The 18071-nt window shown below is 56.7% G+C and carries 16 protein-coding genes and 2 pseudogenes; 7 read left to right on the forward strand and 11 right to left on the reverse strand.

From position 1 onward, the window contains the following. Positions 1-141 (reverse strand): transposase (locus tag BM152_RS17670; RefSeq protein ID WP_139222537.1); only part of this gene is annotated, 141 nt, incomplete at its 3' end. A gap of 320 nt (positions 142-461) precedes the next feature. On the opposite strand from BM152_RS17670, the gene BM152_RS17675 reads away from it, so the two are divergent. After that, the gene (locus tag BM152_RS17675; protein ID WP_139222538.1) at positions 462-977 is read left to right on the forward strand and encodes a hypothetical protein; all 516 of its coding nucleotides are present in this window, start codon (positions 462-464) and stop codon (positions 975-977) included. A gap of 352 nt (positions 978-1329) precedes the next feature. Here BM152_RS17675 and BM152_RS17680 read toward each other — a convergent pair whose 3' ends face one another. Continuing rightward, positions 1330-2124 carry an AraC family transcriptional regulator gene (locus tag BM152_RS17680; protein WP_066602501.1) on the reverse strand — a complete coding sequence of 265 codons (795 nt, stop codon included), beginning with the start codon at positions 2122-2124 and terminating at the stop codon, positions 1330-1332. Between the two features lie 101 nt (positions 2125-2225). Between BM152_RS17680 and BM152_RS17685 the strand changes: the two genes are divergently transcribed. Then, on the forward strand, positions 2226-3602 hold the full coding sequence (locus BM152_RS17685) for an SLC13 family permease (protein WP_066602498.1): 1377 nt from the start codon (positions 2226-2228) through the stop codon (positions 3600-3602). A gap of 18 nt (positions 3603-3620) precedes the next feature. Here BM152_RS17685 and murD read toward each other — a convergent pair whose 3' ends face one another. The 8 genes from murD to mraZ form a co-directional block, all read right to left on the reverse strand. Next, on the reverse strand, positions 3621-5018 hold the full coding sequence (gene murD / locus BM152_RS17690) for a UDP-N-acetylmuramoyl-L-alanine--D-glutamate ligase (RefSeq protein WP_066602495.1): 1398 nt from the start codon (positions 5016-5018) through the stop codon (positions 3621-3623). A 61-nt stretch (positions 5019-5079) separates the two neighbouring features. Further along, entirely contained in the window at positions 5080-6162 is a 1083-nt protein-coding gene (mraY, locus tag BM152_RS17695; RefSeq protein ID WP_066602491.1) for a phospho-N-acetylmuramoyl-pentapeptide-transferase, read from the reverse strand. A gap of 33 nt (positions 6163-6195) precedes the next feature. Then, positions 6196-7587: a UDP-N-acetylmuramoyl-tripeptide--D-alanyl-D-alanine ligase gene (locus BM152_RS17700; RefSeq protein ID WP_066602488.1), complete on the reverse strand. Its 1392-nt coding sequence runs from the start codon at positions 7585-7587 to the stop codon at positions 6196-6198. Further along, a complete protein-coding gene (locus BM152_RS17705) occupies positions 7587-9071 on the reverse strand; it encodes a UDP-N-acetylmuramoyl-L-alanyl-D-glutamate--2,6-diaminopimelate ligase (protein WP_082715340.1) in 1485 nt (494 codons plus the stop codon). The genes BM152_RS17700 and BM152_RS17705 overlap by 1 nt, the downstream gene beginning before the upstream one ends. 23 nt (positions 9072-9094) lie before the next feature. Continuing rightward, entirely contained in the window at positions 9095-10897 is a 1803-nt protein-coding gene (locus BM152_RS17710; RefSeq protein ID WP_066602482.1) for a peptidoglycan D,D-transpeptidase FtsI family protein, read from the reverse strand. Next, a complete protein-coding gene (gene ftsL / locus BM152_RS17715; protein ID WP_066602480.1) occupies positions 10894-11250 on the reverse strand; it encodes a cell division protein FtsL in 357 nt (118 codons plus the stop codon). The genes BM152_RS17710 and ftsL overlap by 4 nt, the downstream gene beginning before the upstream one ends. 2 nt (positions 11251-11252) lie before the next feature. Beyond that, positions 11253-12242 (reverse strand): 16S rRNA (cytosine(1402)-N(4))-methyltransferase RsmH, encoded by a 990-nt coding sequence (rsmH, locus tag BM152_RS17720; RefSeq protein WP_111481425.1) that lies wholly within the window; start codon positions 12240-12242, stop codon positions 11253-11255. Position 12243: 1 nt separating this feature from the next. Next, positions 12244-12735, reverse strand: coding sequence for a division/cell wall cluster transcriptional repressor MraZ (gene mraZ, locus BM152_RS17725; RefSeq protein ID WP_066602511.1), 492 nt, complete (start codon positions 12733-12735; stop codon positions 12244-12246). Positions 12736-13621: 886 nt separating this feature from the next. On the opposite strand from mraZ, the gene BM152_RS17735 reads away from it, so the two are divergent. Beyond that, positions 13622-15067: a DUF6538 domain-containing protein gene (locus BM152_RS17735; protein ID WP_066602476.1), complete on the forward strand. Its 1446-nt coding sequence runs from the start codon at positions 13622-13624 to the stop codon at positions 15065-15067. A 183-nt stretch (positions 15068-15250) separates the two neighbouring features. After that, on the forward strand, positions 15251-16378 hold the full coding sequence (locus BM152_RS17740; protein WP_066602473.1) for an AAA family ATPase: 1128 nt from the start codon (positions 15251-15253) through the stop codon (positions 16376-16378). Here the strand turns inward: BM152_RS17740 and BM152_RS19045 are convergent. Continuing rightward, positions 16363-16629: a hypothetical protein gene (locus tag BM152_RS19045; protein ID WP_139222539.1), complete on the reverse strand. Its 267-nt coding sequence runs from the start codon at positions 16627-16629 to the stop codon at positions 16363-16365. The two genes, BM152_RS17740 and BM152_RS19045, sit on opposite strands and share 16 nt — an antisense overlap. 80 nt (positions 16630-16709) lie before the next feature. Between BM152_RS19045 and BM152_RS19740 the strand changes: the two are divergent. The 3 genes and pseudogenes from BM152_RS19740 to BM152_RS17750 form a co-directional block, all read left to right on the forward strand. Beyond that, positions 16710-17309: pseudogene (locus BM152_RS19740) on the forward strand (MobA/MobL family protein); the annotation flags it as partial. A 133-nt stretch (positions 17310-17442) separates the two neighbouring features. Further along, on the forward strand, positions 17443-17757 hold the full coding sequence (locus BM152_RS19575) for a hypothetical protein (RefSeq protein ID WP_231730509.1): 315 nt from the start codon (positions 17443-17445) through the stop codon (positions 17755-17757). 29 nt (positions 17758-17786) lie between these two features. After that, a pseudogene (locus tag BM152_RS17750) lies at positions 17787-18044 on the forward strand (transposase); the annotation flags it as partial. Between the last annotated feature and the right edge of the window lie 27 nt (positions 18045-18071).

Raw genomic sequence — 18071 nt, forward strand, 5'->3', positions numbered from 1 at the left:
GAGCGCACGTTTCCATTGATGGATCATCGTCGGATGCACCCCGAACCGGCTTGCCAGCTCGGCGGCGGTCTCCTCACCCTTCAAGGCTTCCAGCGCGACCTTCGCCTTAAATTCAGGCGCATGTTGTTTGCGTTTCGACATCTCTGATCTCCTTTTCGTCGAAGATCAGCAGACTGCAAATCGTAGCTTACGTCACTGTCCGAATTTCGGGGGGTAGCTCAGATCGACTGACTGCTAAAGAGGGGCTCGATGCAATTGCACAGGTACTTGTTGAGGAGGAGGATAGCGACACATATGTCATCAAACTACGGAATGGTGATACCATCAAGCCGTCAGAGATTTCCGCTAAAAAACGAGTTCGAATTGAAAAATATGCGAATACGCTAGATTCCGCTGAAGTCATTAGCGAATTCAAAGAGTACTTGTCTGAGTTGCGCCGCTCTGGTCAGATGGAAATCTAAATGAGCTCTTGCCCACATATAGCAGTTGGAAGAATATTAGCCCTCGTGCTAAATCTCGCAGCCTCATTCGCTGCGGGGTACTTCATTCAACCGCTTATTTCCGGAAACAATGATGCAATTAATACGATAGTCACGGTGTTCTCTATTCTGGCAGGGTTTCTGATCGCTGTGATTACGTTCATCGGGGACCCCGGACCGCGAGACTGGAAAGATCTTCAGCTTAACAAAAAATCCGTCGAAGCAAGGCTTTGGCGCCACAGGACCCTTTTCCATTTTTACTTGATGACGCTAGGGCTTGCTTTGGCGATGTTCGTAGTGCCTGAGGAATACGTGGTCATAACAATATGGCTCGAGAGAGCGTTTGTAGGCCTTGCCTGTTTCGTTTTTCTAGCATCTTTCACCTTGCCCCAGTCGCTCATGGCTCTGCAACTTGACAGGTACAGCTCCGCGATTGATGATCAGTTGCCTAATGCATTGAAGCCGAGTGATGACCACAAGAATGATGAGTCTGACTGACGAATTTTGTTCCGAGTTTCTCAATTGGAGTAAATCGCTTTCATCTCCTGAAATGCCAATAAAACAAGGCGGACAGGCAATCTCGGACACATACAGCCCCATAGCCATTGTTGTTCCGAGTTCCAGAGTTCAGAATGCAGAAAATCAAAGGCTTAGCTGATTTACTTTGGCACGAAGCCACACGTCAGTGACACATTCCTTTCGCGCCCATTAAACCACGCTTCAATGCCCTTTTCGCGCTCCACCCCGCGAAGCCCCTTATTTTTAAGGGTTATCAGCCATTTTCGGGTAATCCCAGATAATCCCGATTATTCGGGCCTCAATGACACCGTTTCTTTCGCGTTACAGCAGTTCACCGAAACGCAGAGGGCGGCGCGCCCAAGTCCCGTTTGAACGCGGCGATAAAGGCCGAGGGGCTGGAATAGCCAAGCTGTGCAGCCAGTTTCGTGCTGCTGTCGCCCTGCTCCAACCGCTCCAGCGCGAACAGGATTCGCCGCCGCGCCCGCCAGTCTCGGAAGGTCTTGCCGGTTTCCGTCACAAACAGCCGCGCTAGCGTGCGCTCGGACGTGCCGTCCTCATAGGCGATCTCGGCCAGTCCTCGCCGTTCTTCAGGGTGGCGCAAGAAAATCCCCATTGCCTTGATCAGTCGCGGATCACGCCCGCCCGGCAGGTGCATCGCCGCAGGTTTCAGCCGCCCGATTTCATCCAAAGCCACCCAAGCCAGCCGCCGCATTTCCGGCTTGCTCAGGCTTCCATCCACCATGCGCTCCACCACCCCTCTGAGCAAAGGCGATGTGCGCAGAACCGTAACCTCTTGCGGCAGGCCCGCACGGTTCACATAGGAGGGCGCGACATAGAGGTGATGGGTGAGAACCGACGAGGGCGAGCTGAGTTGATGCATCACATCAGGCGGGATCCAGATCGCGTGTTTGTGCGGTATGATCCAGACATCCTCCCCCGCCTGCATCCGCATCACCCCGTTGTAACTCATGGCCAGTTGCGCGCGCGGGTGGCTATGTGGCGCGACCGCATAGCCGCGCTCAAGCGCCTCCTGCCGAGCGACCACAGGACGACCGGGGCTCAGGTCAAACCCGATCCGTGTGGGCGGCGCATCGGGATTTGGCAGGTATTCGACATGTTTTGGCATAATGTCGCTCTATCACATTCCCGAGTCTTTGACTACATCTTTGCCCAAGGACCGCACGCCATTCGCCATGCGGGCAAAGCCGTCAAAACGCAGGACCTCCCATGACCTACTTCCGCGAGGCCGTCATCACGGCCATCACCCTCATCGCTCTGGCCATCGCCATCACCGTTCCGGCCATCTTCACCGCCCCGCAAGCCCTGATCTTTGCCATCGTGCTTGTGACGCTGGGACTTTGGGCCACGGGGCTGGTGCCGGGCTATCTTGCCTCCCTGTTCTTTTTCACAGCGCTGCTTTTGCTGAACCTCTCCACGCCGGAAACCGTGTTCTCCGGCTTCACCTCCACCGCCATGTGGCTGATCGTGGCAGGGTTCGTCATTGGCGCTGCGATCACCCATTCGGGGCTTGGCGCAAAGATCGGCGAGGTCGCCCGCCCGCATCTGTCCAAAAGCTATCCGATACTGATCGGCGGATTGATGGTGATCGGCATGGGCTTGGGCTTTGTCATGCCCTCCTCGCTGGGACGCTCCGCCGTTCTGGTGCCCGTGGGCATGGCGCTCGCGAACATGCTGGGGCTTGAGAAAGGCTCCAAGGGTCGGATCGGGGTTGCTGTCATCATCGCTTTCGGGACCAATATGCCGAGCTTTGCGATCCTGCCGTCAAACATCCCCAACATCGTGCTCTCGGGCATGGCCGACAAGATTCTCGGCGTCGAGTTTTCCTATGCCGACTATCTGCTCTTGCATTATCCGGTGCTGGGCATTCTCAAATCCGTCGCATTGGTCGCCCTGACGCTGTATTTCTTTCCTGCCACGATCACGCCGAAACCGATCGAGACCACGCAGGAAACCCCGTCTTCCTCGCGCAAGCAATTCATCCTTATGGGCATCCTGCTTGTGACCATCGGTTTCTGGGCCACGGACCAACTCCACCATATCAACGCTGCTTGGATCGGCCTTGCCACGACGCTGGTGTTGCTGGTCCCGCGTCTGGGGCTTGTGCCGCCGCCTGTGTTCAAGGGCGCCGTGGATTTCGGCATGTTGATGTTTGTCGGCGGTGCGCTGGCCGTTGGGGCTGTGGTCAACAACTCCGGCCTCGGCACGATCATCGCCCATCAGGTGGTGGGCGCCCTGCCCCTGTCCGAAGGCCGCGACTTTCTCAACTTCTATTCGCTCTCGACCTTGGGTGCGCTGACGTCCGTCTTCACCACCATGCCCGGCGTGCCTGCCGTGCTGACCCCGCTGACCGAAGAACTGTCGCAAGCCACGGGGTTCTCGACCGAAACCGTTCTGATGACACAGGTCATCGGCTTTTCGACCGTGATCTTCCCCTATCAGGTCGGCCCGCTCATCGTTGCAATGGGGCTTGCGGGCGAAAGCACGCGTCACCTGATGAAGATGACGCTCTCTCTGGCGGCCCTGACCTTTCTGGTCTTTATCCCGCTCGACTATTTCTGGTGGGTCTTGCTCGGCTGGATTTAACGGCTTGCACGCAACGCCTCAATCCAGCTTCTCGACCTCCGCCGAAAAGGCCTCGCCACGTTTCTCGAAATTCGGGAACTGATCAAACGAGGCGGCGGCGGGGGCGAGCAACACCGTGTCGCCCTCCTCGGCCTCTGCCGCAGCTTTGGCAACGGCGACCTCCATCGTCTCGCAAATCTCGTAGGGCGTATCACCGATCTGAAGCGCAAAGTCGCGTGCCGAAAACCCGATCAGATAGGCTTTCGCGACCGACCCGAGATGCGGCTGCAACGCCTCGATCCCGCCCTCCTTGCCAAGCCCGCCTGCAATCCACCGGATACGCGGGAATGCCTGCAAGGCCTTGGCTGCGGCATCGACATTGGTGGCTTTCGAGTCATTCACATAACGCACCCCGTTACGTTCACGCACAAGCTGCGACCGGTGCGGCAGCCCTTTGAAACTGCGCAGCGCACCCTCGATCACGCGTGGCGACAGGTTCAGCGCCCGCGCAGCCGCATAGGCGGCACAGGCGTTCTGATGGTTGTGGGCTCCGGGCAGCCCGACCATATCGCGCAGATCGATTGAGGCGGTCTGCTTACCCTTGCGATACTCGGACAGGAAGCCCTTGCGCGCAAAGATGTTCCAGCCGGGACCGGAGAGCTTCTGCCCAGAAGACACACGGATCAATCGCAGATCCTCGGGGCCCTCGACCAGTTGATTGGCCAGATAGCGCCCTTCTTTCTCATCCACGCCGATCACCGCACGATCCGGCCCGCCTTCGGCAAAGAGCCTGCGCTTGGCGGCAAAATAGCCCCCCATCCCGCCGTGGCGGTCGAGATGGTCCGGCGAGAGATTGGTAAACACCGCCACATCCGGCGTCAAAGCCCGCGCCAGATCGGTCTGGTAGCTGGACAGCTCCAGCACGATCACCTCCCCGTCCAGAGGCTCCTCAATATCCAGAACCCCGCGCCCGATATTACCCGCCAACTGGCACGGCCTGCCGTTTTCCTCGAAAATGTGATGGATCAGCGCCGATGTCGTTGATTTGCCATTGGACCCTGTCACCGCAACCACCCGCGGCGGCGTGTCATGCTCCATCCAATCTCCCTGACCCAGAGAGCGGAAAAATAGCCCGATGTCATTGTCCACAGGCACACCTTCTTCCCAAGCCCGTGCGATGAGCTTATTGGGCTCGGGATAGAGATGCGGAATACCGGGGGAGACCACAAGACAGGACACGCCTGCGAAAGCATCGGCCTTGTGCAGGTCGTGGATGAGAAACCCGTCTCCCTCCGCCCGCTCCCGCGCCTCGACACTGTCATCCCAACACAGCGCCTCTGCGCCGCCGGCCTCCAGCGCCCGCGCGGTCGCAAGACCCGAGCGCCCAAGCCCCAAAACAGCCACTTTCCTACCTTCGTATCCAAGAACAGGGATCATCCCGATCCGCTCCTTTGCTGTCCAAATACTCAAAAAAGGGGGGCCGCGGCCCCCTTCCCTTTTAGCGCAGTTTCAACGTCGCCAGACCAATGAGTGCCAGCACCAGAGAAATGATCCAGAACCGGATCACGATGGTCGGCTCGGACCAGCCTTTTTTCTCGTAATGGTGATGGATCGGCGCCATCAGGAACACGCGTTTTCCGGTGCGTTTGAAATAGAGCACCTGAATGATGACAGAGAGCGCTTCGACCACAAACAGCCCGCCAACAATGGCCAGAACGATCTCGTGTTTCGTGGCCACGGCAATCGCCCCCAAAGCGCCGCCCAAGGCCAGCGATCCGGTGTCGCCCATGAACACAGCCGCAGGCGGGGCATTGAACCACAAAAAGCCAAGCCCTCCGCCAATAAGTGCAGCCGTAAAGACGAGGATTTCCCCCGTGCCCGGCACATAATGCAGACCCAGATAGTCGGTGAAGTCCACACGTCCCACGACATAGGCAATCGCGCCCAGCGTGCCCGCCGCGATCATCACCGGCATGATCGCCAGCCCGTCGAGACCGTCCGTCAGGTTCACCGCATTGGCTGCGCCGACAATGACGATCATGGCGAAGGGGACGAAGAACCACCACAGATTGATCAGCAGATCCTTGAACACCGGCAGCGCCAGCTGGAATTGCAACTCGGCAGGATGCACCATTGAGGCCCAGACCGAGGCGATCAAGGCAATCACGAAACCCAGAAGCAGGCGCACGCGGCTGGACACACCCTTGGTATTGGCTTTCGACACCTTGGCATAGTCATCGGCAAACCCGATCAGCCCGTAGCCGAAGGTCACGAACATCACGATCCAGACATAGGCATTGTCGAGCCGCGCCCAGAGCAGGGTCGAGACCAGCAAGGCGGTCAGGATCAGCAAGCCGCCCATCGTCGGCGTGCCTGCCTTGGCGAAATGAGACTCAGGGCCATCATCACGGATCGGCTGCCCCTTACCCTGACGCCGGCGCAGCATGTTGATCAGCGGACGTCCGAAGAACATCGCGAAAATCAGAGCCGTGAAAAACGCGCCGCCCGAACGCATGGTGATATAGCGAAACAGGTTGAAAAAATCGCCCCCATCAGACAGGCCCGAAATCCAATATAACATCTGCTCACCTTTATCCTTTTTCTTGTGCGCGTCTTATGCGGGATGCGCTTGTCCCAATTTGCGGATTTCGTCAACCAGAAGGCTGACCTTAGACCCTTTGGAGCCCTTCACAAGCACCACATCTCCCGGACCGACCAGACTCGACAGGACCGGACGTGCCTCTTGGGCGGTCTCGAACCATGTGCCGCGACGGTCTTCGGGCAAGACATCATAAAGCGAGCGCATCAAAGGACCGACGCAATGCACAGCGTCCAGCGCGGCAAACCACGGCAATGCGGCCAGACCTCCATGGATCGCGGTCTCTTTTTCGCCCAGCTCCAGCATATCGCCCAGAATAGCAATCCTGCGACCGGTGCCCTGCGGCTCGGCCTTCGCCAGAACTTCCAGCGCGGCACTCATCGAGGTCGGGTTGGCGTTGAAGGCATCGTCAATCAATTCGACCGGCGCGCCCACGGGCAACGTCACGGTCTCGCGCGCGCCACGACCCTCCGGCGGGGCCCAAAGCGTCAAATCCGCCGCCGCCTGCGCCACATCCGCGCCGAGCGCATAAACCACGGCCAGACAGCCCACCGCATTGGCCGCGAAATGCCGACCCGCCGTAGAGAGCGCAAAATCGTAATGTTCCGTGTCGATCATAGCCTCGCCGCGTGTGCGGCCATCCTCAAGCTCCACCGACAAAAGCCGCGCCGAGTTGGCCTCGTCCTCGCCAAAGCGCAGCATCTCGCCGTCCCACGCCTGTGCGAGAAGATCGCTGACATCCAGATCGCCGTTGAACACGGCCACGCCGGTCTCGGTCAGCCCTTTGAAAATATCGGCCTTTTCACGCGCAATGCCAGCCAAACTCTCGAAGGCCGCCATATGGGCGGGCGCCACAGTGGTGATCATCGCCACATCAGGACGGGCCAGACGGGCCAGAGGCGCGATCTCGCCGGGGTGGTTCATACCGATCTCGATCACCGCGAATTCCGTGTCTTGCGGCATCCGTGCAAGCGTCAGAGGCACGCCCCAGTGATTGTTGTAACTGGCTTCGGCGGCATGGGTCTTGCCCTGCCGGCTCAAAATCGCGCGCAGCATTTCCTTGGTCGAGGTTTTCCCCACAGAGCCCGTGACCCCAATCACCTTGCCCTTCACGCGTTCCCTCGCAGCGGCTCCGAGACGCTCCAAAGCAGGCAACACGTCTTCCACCACCAGCAAGGGCGCACCCTCGGGCACGCCTTCGGGAATACGCGAAACCAGTGCCGCCGCAGCGCCTTTTTCCAAGGCCTGCGCTACAAAGTCATGGCCGTCGCGCACATCCTTGAGCGCCACGAACAAATCCCCCGGACGGATTGTGCGCGTATCGATCGACACGCCATTGATTTCGAAGGCTTGCGTCGCGCGCCCGCCTGTGGCCTGTGCCGCCGCCTCTGAAGTCCAAAGCGCCATCACATCGCTCCGTCCAGCGCGGAGACCGCCATAGAGGCCTGTTCCACATCGTCAAACGGGTAGACATTGTCCCCGACAATCTGGCCGCTCTCGTGCCCCTTGCCGCAAATAAGCAAGGCATCCCCCGGTTGCAGCGCATCAACACCGCGCAAGATCGCCTCGGCACGGTCCCCCACCTCAATCGCTTCGGGCGCACCGGCCATGACTTCGGCACGAATGGCCGCCGGATCTTCGGAACGCGGGTTGTCGTCGGTGACGATCACCAGATCGGCATTCTCCGCAGCGGCCTGCCCCATCAAGGGGCGTTTGGTCTTGTCCCGGTCTCCGCCTGCGCCGACGATGGCGACAACACGGCCCATGACATGCGGCCTGAGCGCCTTGATCGCGGTGGCAACGGCATCGGGCGTATGGGCATAATCCACAAAGACCGTCGCGCCATTGCCTCGCGTAGCGGCGTGTTGCATCCGGCCACGCACGCCGACCAGTTCGGGCAGACAGGAGAACACTTCTTCCGGATCAGCCCCGCAAGCCATCACCAGCCCAGCGGCGGCCATGACGTTTTCGGCCTGAAACCCGCCGATCAGATCAAGGCGGATTTGATAGATGTTGCCAACAAAATCGACGCGCAGGTTCTGCCCTGTCGGATCAAAGCGTTGCGCCACAACCCGCAAATCGGACGCATCCGAGCGCCCGACCCGCATCACATCAATACCACGCTCGGCGCAAATCCCTTCGATCTCCATGCCCTTGGCATCGTCGATATTGACCACCGCTACACCGTCCTCGGCCAGCACACGGGTGAACAGCCCAGATTTGGCGGCAAAATAGGCCTCGAAAGTGGCGTGGTAATCCAGATGGTCCTGCGTGAAATTGGTGAAGGCGGCGGCGGTCAGTTCGACCCCGTCAAGACGACGCTGAGCGAGACCGTGCGAACTGGCCTCCATCGCGCCATGGGTCACACCGGCCTTGGCCGCCCGCGACAACATGCCATGCAGGGTGATCGGCTCCGGCGTGGTGTGCGGGCTTGGGGCCTGCCAGTCGCCTTCGACGCCGGTGGTGCCAATATTGATCGCCCGTGCGCCCAGAAGCTGCCAGATCTGGCGGGTGAAAGTCGCAACGGAAGTTTTGCCATTGGTGCCTGTGACCGCGACCATGACCTCCGGCTGCGCACCGAAAAACAGCGCTGCGGCATAGGCCAAGGCCTGACGCGGGTCTTCCACCACAGCAAGCGCAGGGTCATGCTCGGCAATGGCCTCAGCGGCCAGACGCGCGCCTTCGGGATCGGTGAGAATGGCGGTCGCGCCCATTGTCAAAGCCATCGGGACAAATTCGGCCCCATGCGCATGTGCGCCCGGCAAGGCCGCAAACAGATGCCCCGGTTCAACGCGGCGGCTGTCCACTGACAGACCTGTGATCCGCGTCTTATTTCTGGCCTCGCCACCGCTTTGCGCGGTCAATCCCAGTTCGGATAGAGATTTCATCATGACCGCGCCTCTTGTCATTCCGGTTACTGTGTTGCGGTCAGTGTTACAGCAGCTTGGGAGGGGGATTCAATCTCGGGTCGCAATCCCAGAAGCGGCGCAGTGCGGCGGATCACCTCTCCGGCGACCGGAACGGCGGTCCAGCCCGCAGTGCGGCGCGGTTTTCTTCCGGAGGTTTCCACCGCCTCGTCAAGCGTAACGATCAGCACATATTTCGGATCATCCGCCGGAAAGATGGAAGCGAATGTGTTGATGGTCTTGTCATCATAATAGCCGCCGGTCGGCTTCGGCTTGTCCGCAGTCCCTGTCTTGCCGCCGACTTTATAGCCGGGCACTTCGGCAAAAGACGCGGTCCCGCCCGGACCTCCCACCACGGCGCGCAGCATCGTGCGGGCCGCTTTCGAGACATCTTCGCGCACCACACGCGGGCCTTTGGGCACATATCCGTCACGTTTGATCAGGGTCGGCGTCACCCGTGTGCCGCCATTGAGCAGCGACGCATAGGCGGTTGCCAGATGCAAAGGCGAAGCAGACAGCCCGTGCCCGTAGCCGATGGTGAGCGTGGAAAGCTCCGACCAATGCGGCGGCAAGAGCGGCTTGCCCGAAGGCGCTTCCGACAGTTCCACCGGCACCGGCTCAAAAAAGCCCAGAGATTTCAGGAAGGCCTGCTGGCGCTCCACACCGATCTGCTGCGCCACATGGGCGGTTGCCACGTTGGAGGATTTGACGATCATCCCCGTCAGGCTCAACTCGGGGCCATAGTTGTGCCCCTCGAACTCGCCAATCGAAAATTTGCCCCAGCGAAACGGCGGCGTGGCCGGAATCAGGGTCGACGGGTTCGCAATCCCTAGCTCCATCGCCTGCGCGGCGGCAAAAATCTTGAAGGTCGAGCCAAGCTCATAGACGCCCTGCACTGCACGGTTGAAGCGCGGATTGTCGCTCGGGTCCTTGCCTTCGAAATATTTCGGGCGCGAATTCGGGTCAAAATCCGGCAAGGAGACCAGCGAAATAATCTCGCCCGTGTTGGCATCCATCATCACGGCTGCGGCGCCCTTGGCGTTGAGCATCCGCATCCCGCCCGACAAAACTTCCCGCACCGTCGTCTGCACGGTCATGTCGATGGAGAGTTGCAGCGGCTTGTCGCCATTGGACGGATCGCGCAGATAGGCGTCCATCTCTTTCTCGATCCCCGCCTGCCCGACAATCTCGGCACTCATCACGCCTTCACGGCCAAATTTCGTCCCGCCCAGAACATGCGCGGCCAGTTTTCCGTTGGGATAGAGGCGCTCTTCGCGCGGGCCGAACAACAACCCTGGCTCGCCAATGTCATGCACGGCTTGCTGTTGCTCCGGCGCGATCTTTTTCTTGATCCAGAGGAACTTGCGCTTGCCGGTGAAGTCACGGATCAGCTTTTCGCGATCCAGATCGGGGAAAATGCGCACCAGCTCTTCAGCCGCGTGGATCGGGTTCACCATCTCCTGCGGCTGGGCATAGAGCGAGTGGGTCACGCGATTGGTCGCAAGGATGCGCCCGTTGCGGTCCACTATATCGGCACGCTGCGCCAGAATGGGGGTGCCGGAGGCTGCGGCGCGCGGCTCTTCAGGCACGGAGGCAGAGACCTGCCCCATCCGCGCACCGACAACGACAAAGGCGGAGACGAAACACAGCCCTAAAACCAGAAGCCGCCCCTCGGCACGCTGGCGGGAGCGGTCGCGCATTTCCTCATGGCGCAGACGCAGATTTTCGCGCTCGATCGCATCTGGGTTTTCCCCCTTCTGGCGAGCTTGAAGGATGCGGGCAAGCGGGCGAAGTGGTGTGCGGATCGTCATTGTTGGATCGCCTCCAGAGAACCGACCACATCTACCGCGTCCGTAAGCTCAAGGATCAGGTCTTCCTCTTGCGGGAATGCCACCTGATCGACACGACCGAACTGTTCGGGTTGAAACGGCAACAGGCCCAAACGGTCAAAATTGATTTCCGCCAGATCGCGCAGCCGCTCCGGACGGTTGAGATAGGCCCACTCCGCCTTGAGCACAGCAAGCTCTTCGCGCTGATGCCCGATCTCGCGTTGCAAATGGCTGACCTTCTTGAGCACATTCTGGGTGGCGTAGTTTTCCTGATAGGCCCAAAAGCCCAATCCCATCACCACCAGACTCGCAAAAATAATATAGAACCCACGCATCGTTAATCCCGCCTCAATACTGGTTTCGGCAAGCCCATAGCCTCCCGATCCACCGCTTCAAACGGCGCATCGGTGCGGCGACCAACCCGCAACCGCGCGGACCGCGCACGCGGGTTCCTGTCCAGCTCGTCCTCATCAGGACCGATGGCTTTGGAGAGCTGCTCGAAACCGGGTGTTTTCACCTCTTGTTCCGGAGCATAGCGCGAGCCACCACCGCCCGTCGAGGCCCGAGCTTGAAAAAATCGTTTCACAACACGGTCTTCGAGCGAATGAAAGCTCACGACCGCAAGCTGCCCGCCCGGTTTGAGCGCCCGTTCGGCGGCCTCCAGCCCTTCAATGAGTTGACCGAATTCGTCATTCACCGCAATGCGGATCGCCTGAAACGTGCGGGTCGCCGGATGGCTGTGGCCGGGCTTCTTGCGCGGCAGCAGCCGCTCGATAAGCGACGCCAGTTGCAGCGTCGTGGTGAACGGCTCTTTTTCCACACGGTCTTTGACGATCGCACGGGCAATCTTGCGGGACTGGCGCTCTTCGCCATAGTGATACAGCACATCGGCGATTTCCGCCTCATCCGCCGTATTCACAAAATCCGCAGCCGACATGCCGTCTTGCGACATCCGCATGTCGAGAGGCCCCTCTTTCATAAAGGAAAAGCCGCGCTCGGCCTGATCCAGCTGCATCGAGGACACGCCCAGATCAAGCACCACCCCGTCGAGATCCGACGCATATTGATCCATCTCGCCAAACGTGCCCAGAACCAGTTCGATCTTGCCCTTATACGGCGGTTCGTTGATCCAGCTTGCCGCCATCTCATGCGCCAGAGGGTCACGATCCACGCCATACACAAGGTCCGCACCCTCGGCGATCAATCCCTTGGTGTAGCCACCCGCGCCAAATGTTCCGTCAAGCCAGCGACCACTGATCGGCGCGCAGGCCCGCAAAAGCGGGTTCAGCAGGACGGGAATGTGAGGCTTTTTCTCTTCCGAGGCCATGTCAGACCTCCACATCATCCAGAAGACTGAGCGGATCGAAATCCTCGCCCTGCTCTTCCAGCCATTTCTCGGAAATCATCGCATCCACCGCCTCATGGGTTTCCGGCTTCCAAATCTCGAAGGTCTCGCCCATGCCCGCGAAATACGCGGTGCCATCAAGGCCGATCTTGTCGCGCAAAGGCTGCGGCAACACGAGACGTCCGTCATTGTCAACTTCGGTCGGACGCGCACGGTTGAGGATCATGCGCTCCATAATCTTGCGCTTCTCGGACCCCCGCGGCAGGCGCGCAATATCGGCGGCCAAAGCGCGATAGCCCTCATAAGTGTGAACGATGAGTTGCTTTTGCTTGTCGTGACCATAGACGATCACCATGCGGGGACGGCCGGTCTCGGAGGCCAGAGGATCGCCCAGTTCGAGTTCGCGACGAAAATCGGCGGGGATCGACACGCGTCCCTTTCCGTCCACCTTAAAGGTGTGTTCGCCGATAAACATGCCGACCAACGGGCCGCTCCTTATCCTGTCCCTGCGTCCCGCGCACCCCGCGCGAAACCCTTGATGCGAAACGGCGGACCGAGCTGCTGCCACTGCTCAATCCGCCGCCCTCGTCCCGACAAACGGGCTGTCCGGACTGCACGCGCCACCTGGGGGGATGTCTGCTCGCTCGCGCGCCGGATCTCTTTGTCCTGGTGAGTGTGGATGCCTGTATGAAACCTGACTATGGGTCTTTGTTCGCGGTCTTGAATGCGCCGCTCATCTCCACCTCACCGGATGAACCCACTATGCTATGGGATTTCATGGTAATCAATGGATTTCTTTTACACAGGGCAATTCTGCGCCAGAAACAGACGAAGGCCGTGAGGAAAATGGCGCACACCTATACGTTGAATTTTACACATCTGCCGACAAGGCAATAAGACACCACTACATATAGACGAAAAAATCACAGAAATTCACTCACATTCATCTGAGACAACTCTGTGAAAAAAATGCAAACAATCCACATTTCCACCGAGTTACCCACAGGCACGTGATTCGTTTCATAGAGAACAAATCAATAACACCCGTAAATTCCCGGAAAGACCATGAATTCCCATGAGCACCGGACCGATCACTCCCATGAATTCCCGCCGTCCGGAAAATCACCCGCATTCGCCTACCCATGGCCTGCGCATTCCAAAACAGAACAACAGGCGGCGAACAAAAAACTGCAATGTCAGAATGTCGTGAAAAAATGGTGCCCCCACACGCTCTCATGGGCATCAAATAAAAATTTTTGAAAATCTCAAAGAACACAATGTTCCCTGAGGAAATCGTCGGTTTTCGCTAAAAATCGGCATGTCAAAAAATCCCCTTTTGTGGGGCAGAGTGTGGGGCAGAAATGATCGCGGAAAAAGACAAATGTATTGACGGTATCGAACGCCGTGGGCGGGTCTATTACATGCGTTGGCGCGTCCCTGCGCGATACGCCGCTGTGGAGAAACGAAAAGAGATTAACCGGTCCTTGAAAACGCGCGACATGATAGAAGCAAAGGCAAATTTTGCTGTAGTGCAGCGGTCTCTGCTTGCTGACTGGGACTTCCGTCTCAAAGAATCTCGCGGCGAAACCACTACAGAAACATTCGATGCCGCATTGGAGATGCTGCGAGAGGTTGGCATACCTTACCGACCGAAGAAAGAACTCTTGGCCGAGCCAATTGAGAAACTGCTCGACCGCATTGAAGCAATCGAAAATATCGATACGCAATCAGCAATGGTTCCAGCAACACTCGGAACCCTTGATTATCCCCCCTTAATGATCTCTGAGATGCCTGCAGTCATCGAAGAGAATAACAAAGCTAATCTTACCGGAAAAAATAAACGGCAACTGGACGAATGGAGGAATAAATACAAATACGCTGCAAGTTCATTCAGTGAGATTATTGGCGACAAACCCATACTCGAAATCACAGAACACGACGCGATGAAATTCAAACGATACTGGCTGACGCGCCGCAACAATGCGGAAATCTCAACAAACCATGCCGACAAACGGCTCCGGTTCGCACGTCAGCTCGTAGAGGCTTACTATAATCGCTTTGATATGCCGATCAGCGAGAGAAAAAACCCATTTAAAGACCTCAAAATCGAAAAGACGGCATCCGAAGACCATGCCCCCAAGAAACTGTCCTTGCCAGCGGCTTGGATTAAACACCACCTAATTGACCAATTTGGACTTGAAGAACTTAACGAGCAAGCGCGCGACATTGCTACAATTTCAGCTGAATGCGGATGCCGACAATCAGAAATTATTGACCTCCCACCAAGCGCCATTCACCTCGACCATGAGTTTCCACACATCCAACTGATCCCCACGAACACAGGGGAATACAAACATCAGCTTAAAAATGCCGCATCAAAGCGACCAGTTGTGTTGCTTGGAGCAGCACTTGAAGCGATGAAACGGCATCCAGACGGCTTTGATCGATATCGAGGAAAGAAGACCTACTCCGGAACCGTCAATAAATATCTGAAAGATAGAAAGCTGTTTCCTGAAGTCCCTGCAGGAGAGGCTGGAAAATACACATTGAGCTGCACACGCCATACTTTCGAAGATCGAATGGTGAAGGCGAAAATGACAAACGAGGAACGTGCTTATCTCATGGGACACTCAGTAGGTGCAGTCAGGGGGCGGCCTGTTTATGGCTCAATGCCAGACTTGGAGCTTCGAGCTTTATATCAAGAAATGGTAGCATTCCCGACCGCACGCTGGTTGCCTCGTTCGATCCAAACCCTTCGTGCCGAGATTGATGCTCTGGCTAAGCGAAATAGCTTTCGCGTCGAATAAACTAACAACATCTCCGTTCCAGACAGACGCACAGACCAGCGCCTCCTTTAAGGGAGGCTCTGGCTGGTCTGTGCGTCTGTCTGGAAATTATTTCAAATTTTTATTTTGCACTTTTTCAAACGACATCAAGTCCCTCTTACGAGGCAGCACAATGCTCCATCGAAAAAAAAACGAAAGCAAAACATGTTTCAAAAACACCCCACTTCACAAGAAGGCTTCGCAGCCGGAGATGAAATTCCTGCCGCAGGTCCGATCGAGCAATTCGACCAAGATTATCTGATCAAACACTGGTTTCACCCAGGGCAGGTTGGTATTGTTATTGCGTCCCCCGCCCAAGGCAAAACCGCGGTCGTCGCTACATGCTGTGCAAAGATAGCACTTGGTCATGAATTTGCCGGCCTCAAGGTCCGGCGCTCATATGTCTACTATCTGGCCCCTGAAGACCCAAATGGCGTTCGCAAACGCGTTTATCCTTACCTGAAGAGCTACAGCCCATCCTCGGTATATTTTGATATTGTTAAGAGAGTCCCCGATTTAGCCAACCTCGATCATATTGATGGCATCATCCGAGATATCAATACGCGTAAAGCCAAAGCACAAACCGAGCGATCAATCGTCGTCATCGATACGACAAATAGAGCCATTGGAGACGCTGACGAAAATTCAGCAACGGCAATTGGGCAAATCATCTCAAACGCACACCATATCGCCGAAGCCTCTGGAAGCTACGTTCTCTTCATCCACCATACGCCGCACGGAGACCCGTCCAGAGCGCGAGGCTCTTCTGCGTTTAAAGGCAACATTGATGACGAGTTCTTGCTGAAAAAAGTAAAAACCGACGCAACAAAAAAAGTCGTTCAGTTGATACCCGTGAAACAAAAAAATAATGAAATACAATCTCCAATCACATTCGAGATCGAAAGCTATCAAATTGGCGTCGATTCAGAAGGAGACAAAGTAACGGTTCCAAAAGCTGTTCCCTACAAGAAACAACAAACCCTTGTTACCCATGCCGCCAACAGCAATCGACAAGCCCAGCCAGTTCCGTCTATTGCAGTCCAACGAAAGGCAGATGTTCTTCGAGTTCTCAGTCAACACGACAAGCAAGAAGCAGGATCTTGGCTTGACGTCAAAAATCTACAGGCCTTGACCGGCGATCCCTTTAATGCTGTGCGCGGGAACAGTGAATCGATGCGAAAGCAGACAAAAAAAGCTCTGGATACACTGGTAAAGTCCGGCGAAGTGGAAACGCGAAACAAGTTATACCGCCTCGCCAAGAGAGTCGCGACCGACACTCAAAAGAAAGAGTGAGCGTCAAAGCGCGAGCGCTGCGGACCGATGTCCGTTGCGCCCTCGCACGATAAGCTGCTGTTTCCTGCTGAGAGGGGCTGAACCCGCTCCATTAAATGCTCGAAATAATCAAGCGTGGCCGTGACCACGGCCCGCCGTTGAGCGACTGAAAGTTGCTCCACACCAAGCTCTGCCAGTCGCCATCTTATACAATGGTTGGCTATGAGAATTGCTAAAGTATCAAGTGACTTTTCAATTTTTTGGATTTCCAAATCAGTTTCCTATCTCTGTTTTAACTTTAAGGCGCACAACGGACAAAATAGTAATTTTGTCCCCGCGATCAAAAACACAGATGGCACTCTTTTCATTTAGACACAGCACAAAGACATTTTCACCGAAAGTGACGCGCGACAGCCGGCGAGCAAAACATGGACAGACTGCTGCGCACCTTCGATATATCACACGTCCAAGCGTTGCGCGCATCGTCATAGAAGGCCGCCTTCCCAACACTCCCCTTCCACAACTCGCCAAGCAAGCCGAGAATGACGCAGCACAGCGCAAAGGACGCGTCTGCGAGCGCTTCATCGTCGCTCTACCTGTCGAGGCTACACAGGGGCAACGAGAAGCTCTCATACGGGCTTTTTGTGAGCATATGACGAAACAGCAGGCCGCATATATCGCGGCCCTTCATGATCAGACTGGGAACGATATCAAAAACCCCCACGCACATATCGTTTTGTTCGACAAACACATTAAGACGGGCGGAAGGGGGCGACCAAGAAGCATCATCGGAATGGCTCGCAAATCAGCCGTCGAGAATGCAGCACGTGACTGGGCACTTCAGCACAATCGATTGATGACTACTTGGGGTTATCCGCCATCGTCTATGATTGACCATCGTTCTTTTCTCGAAAGAAACATTGATAAAATCCCGACAATACATGAGGGCTCAGGAAGCAGAGCTGCCCTTTCAGCGAAACACCCTATCCGCCCTAAGACAGAATGGCAGCATGTTGATCAAGGCCACTCTCGCGCTGAAGCAAACAAAATCATCAAAGACATTAACACCTACAAGGAGACACAGAATGCACAAGAACGAACCAATCGACTGGCAAGCAGCAATGGAAGCAACCGAACTGGCAGCAACAGCAGCATCAAGAAACACAGAGCGCACAATCAGCGGGGTCGCGCAACTCTTAAGCACGCAGAGCCGCCATTCATCCGAATTCAAGGCAATCAAACAAGAACTACTACCAATCTCAGCAGCTCTTCAGAAACTGGAGAGCAGTCAGGATACCGACATCGCACAGGCTCCGTGGCACCGTTTTCGCAACTGGCCAACAGTCGCAATCGCTTTCGCAGCTGACCTGCCCCCCACAAAATCCCTCATTTTAATGTAGAGTCTGCCCAATCTTGAAGGAGCAGACGAATGCGAAAGAGCCGTTTTACCGAGGCGCAGATAATCGGGATGATCAAGGAGCAAGAGGCTGGCATGCCGACGGCTGAGGTGTGTCGTAGACACGGCCTCAGCCCTGCGACGTTCTACAAGTTCAAGTCTAAGTATGGAGGCATGGAAGTCTCGGATGCTGCCAGGCTGAAAACGCTGGAGGACGAGAATGCCAAACTCAAGCGCCTGCTGGCTGATACGATGCTGGACAACGTCGTTCTGAAGGATTTGCTGGGAAAGAATTGACGACATTGACCAAGCGGCGAG

Origin of the sequence: Celeribacter halophilus (genome assembly GCF_900114135.1) — a bacterium.
GTDB classification, from domain to species: domain Bacteria; phylum Pseudomonadota; class Alphaproteobacteria; order Rhodobacterales; family Rhodobacteraceae; genus Celeribacter; species Celeribacter halophilus.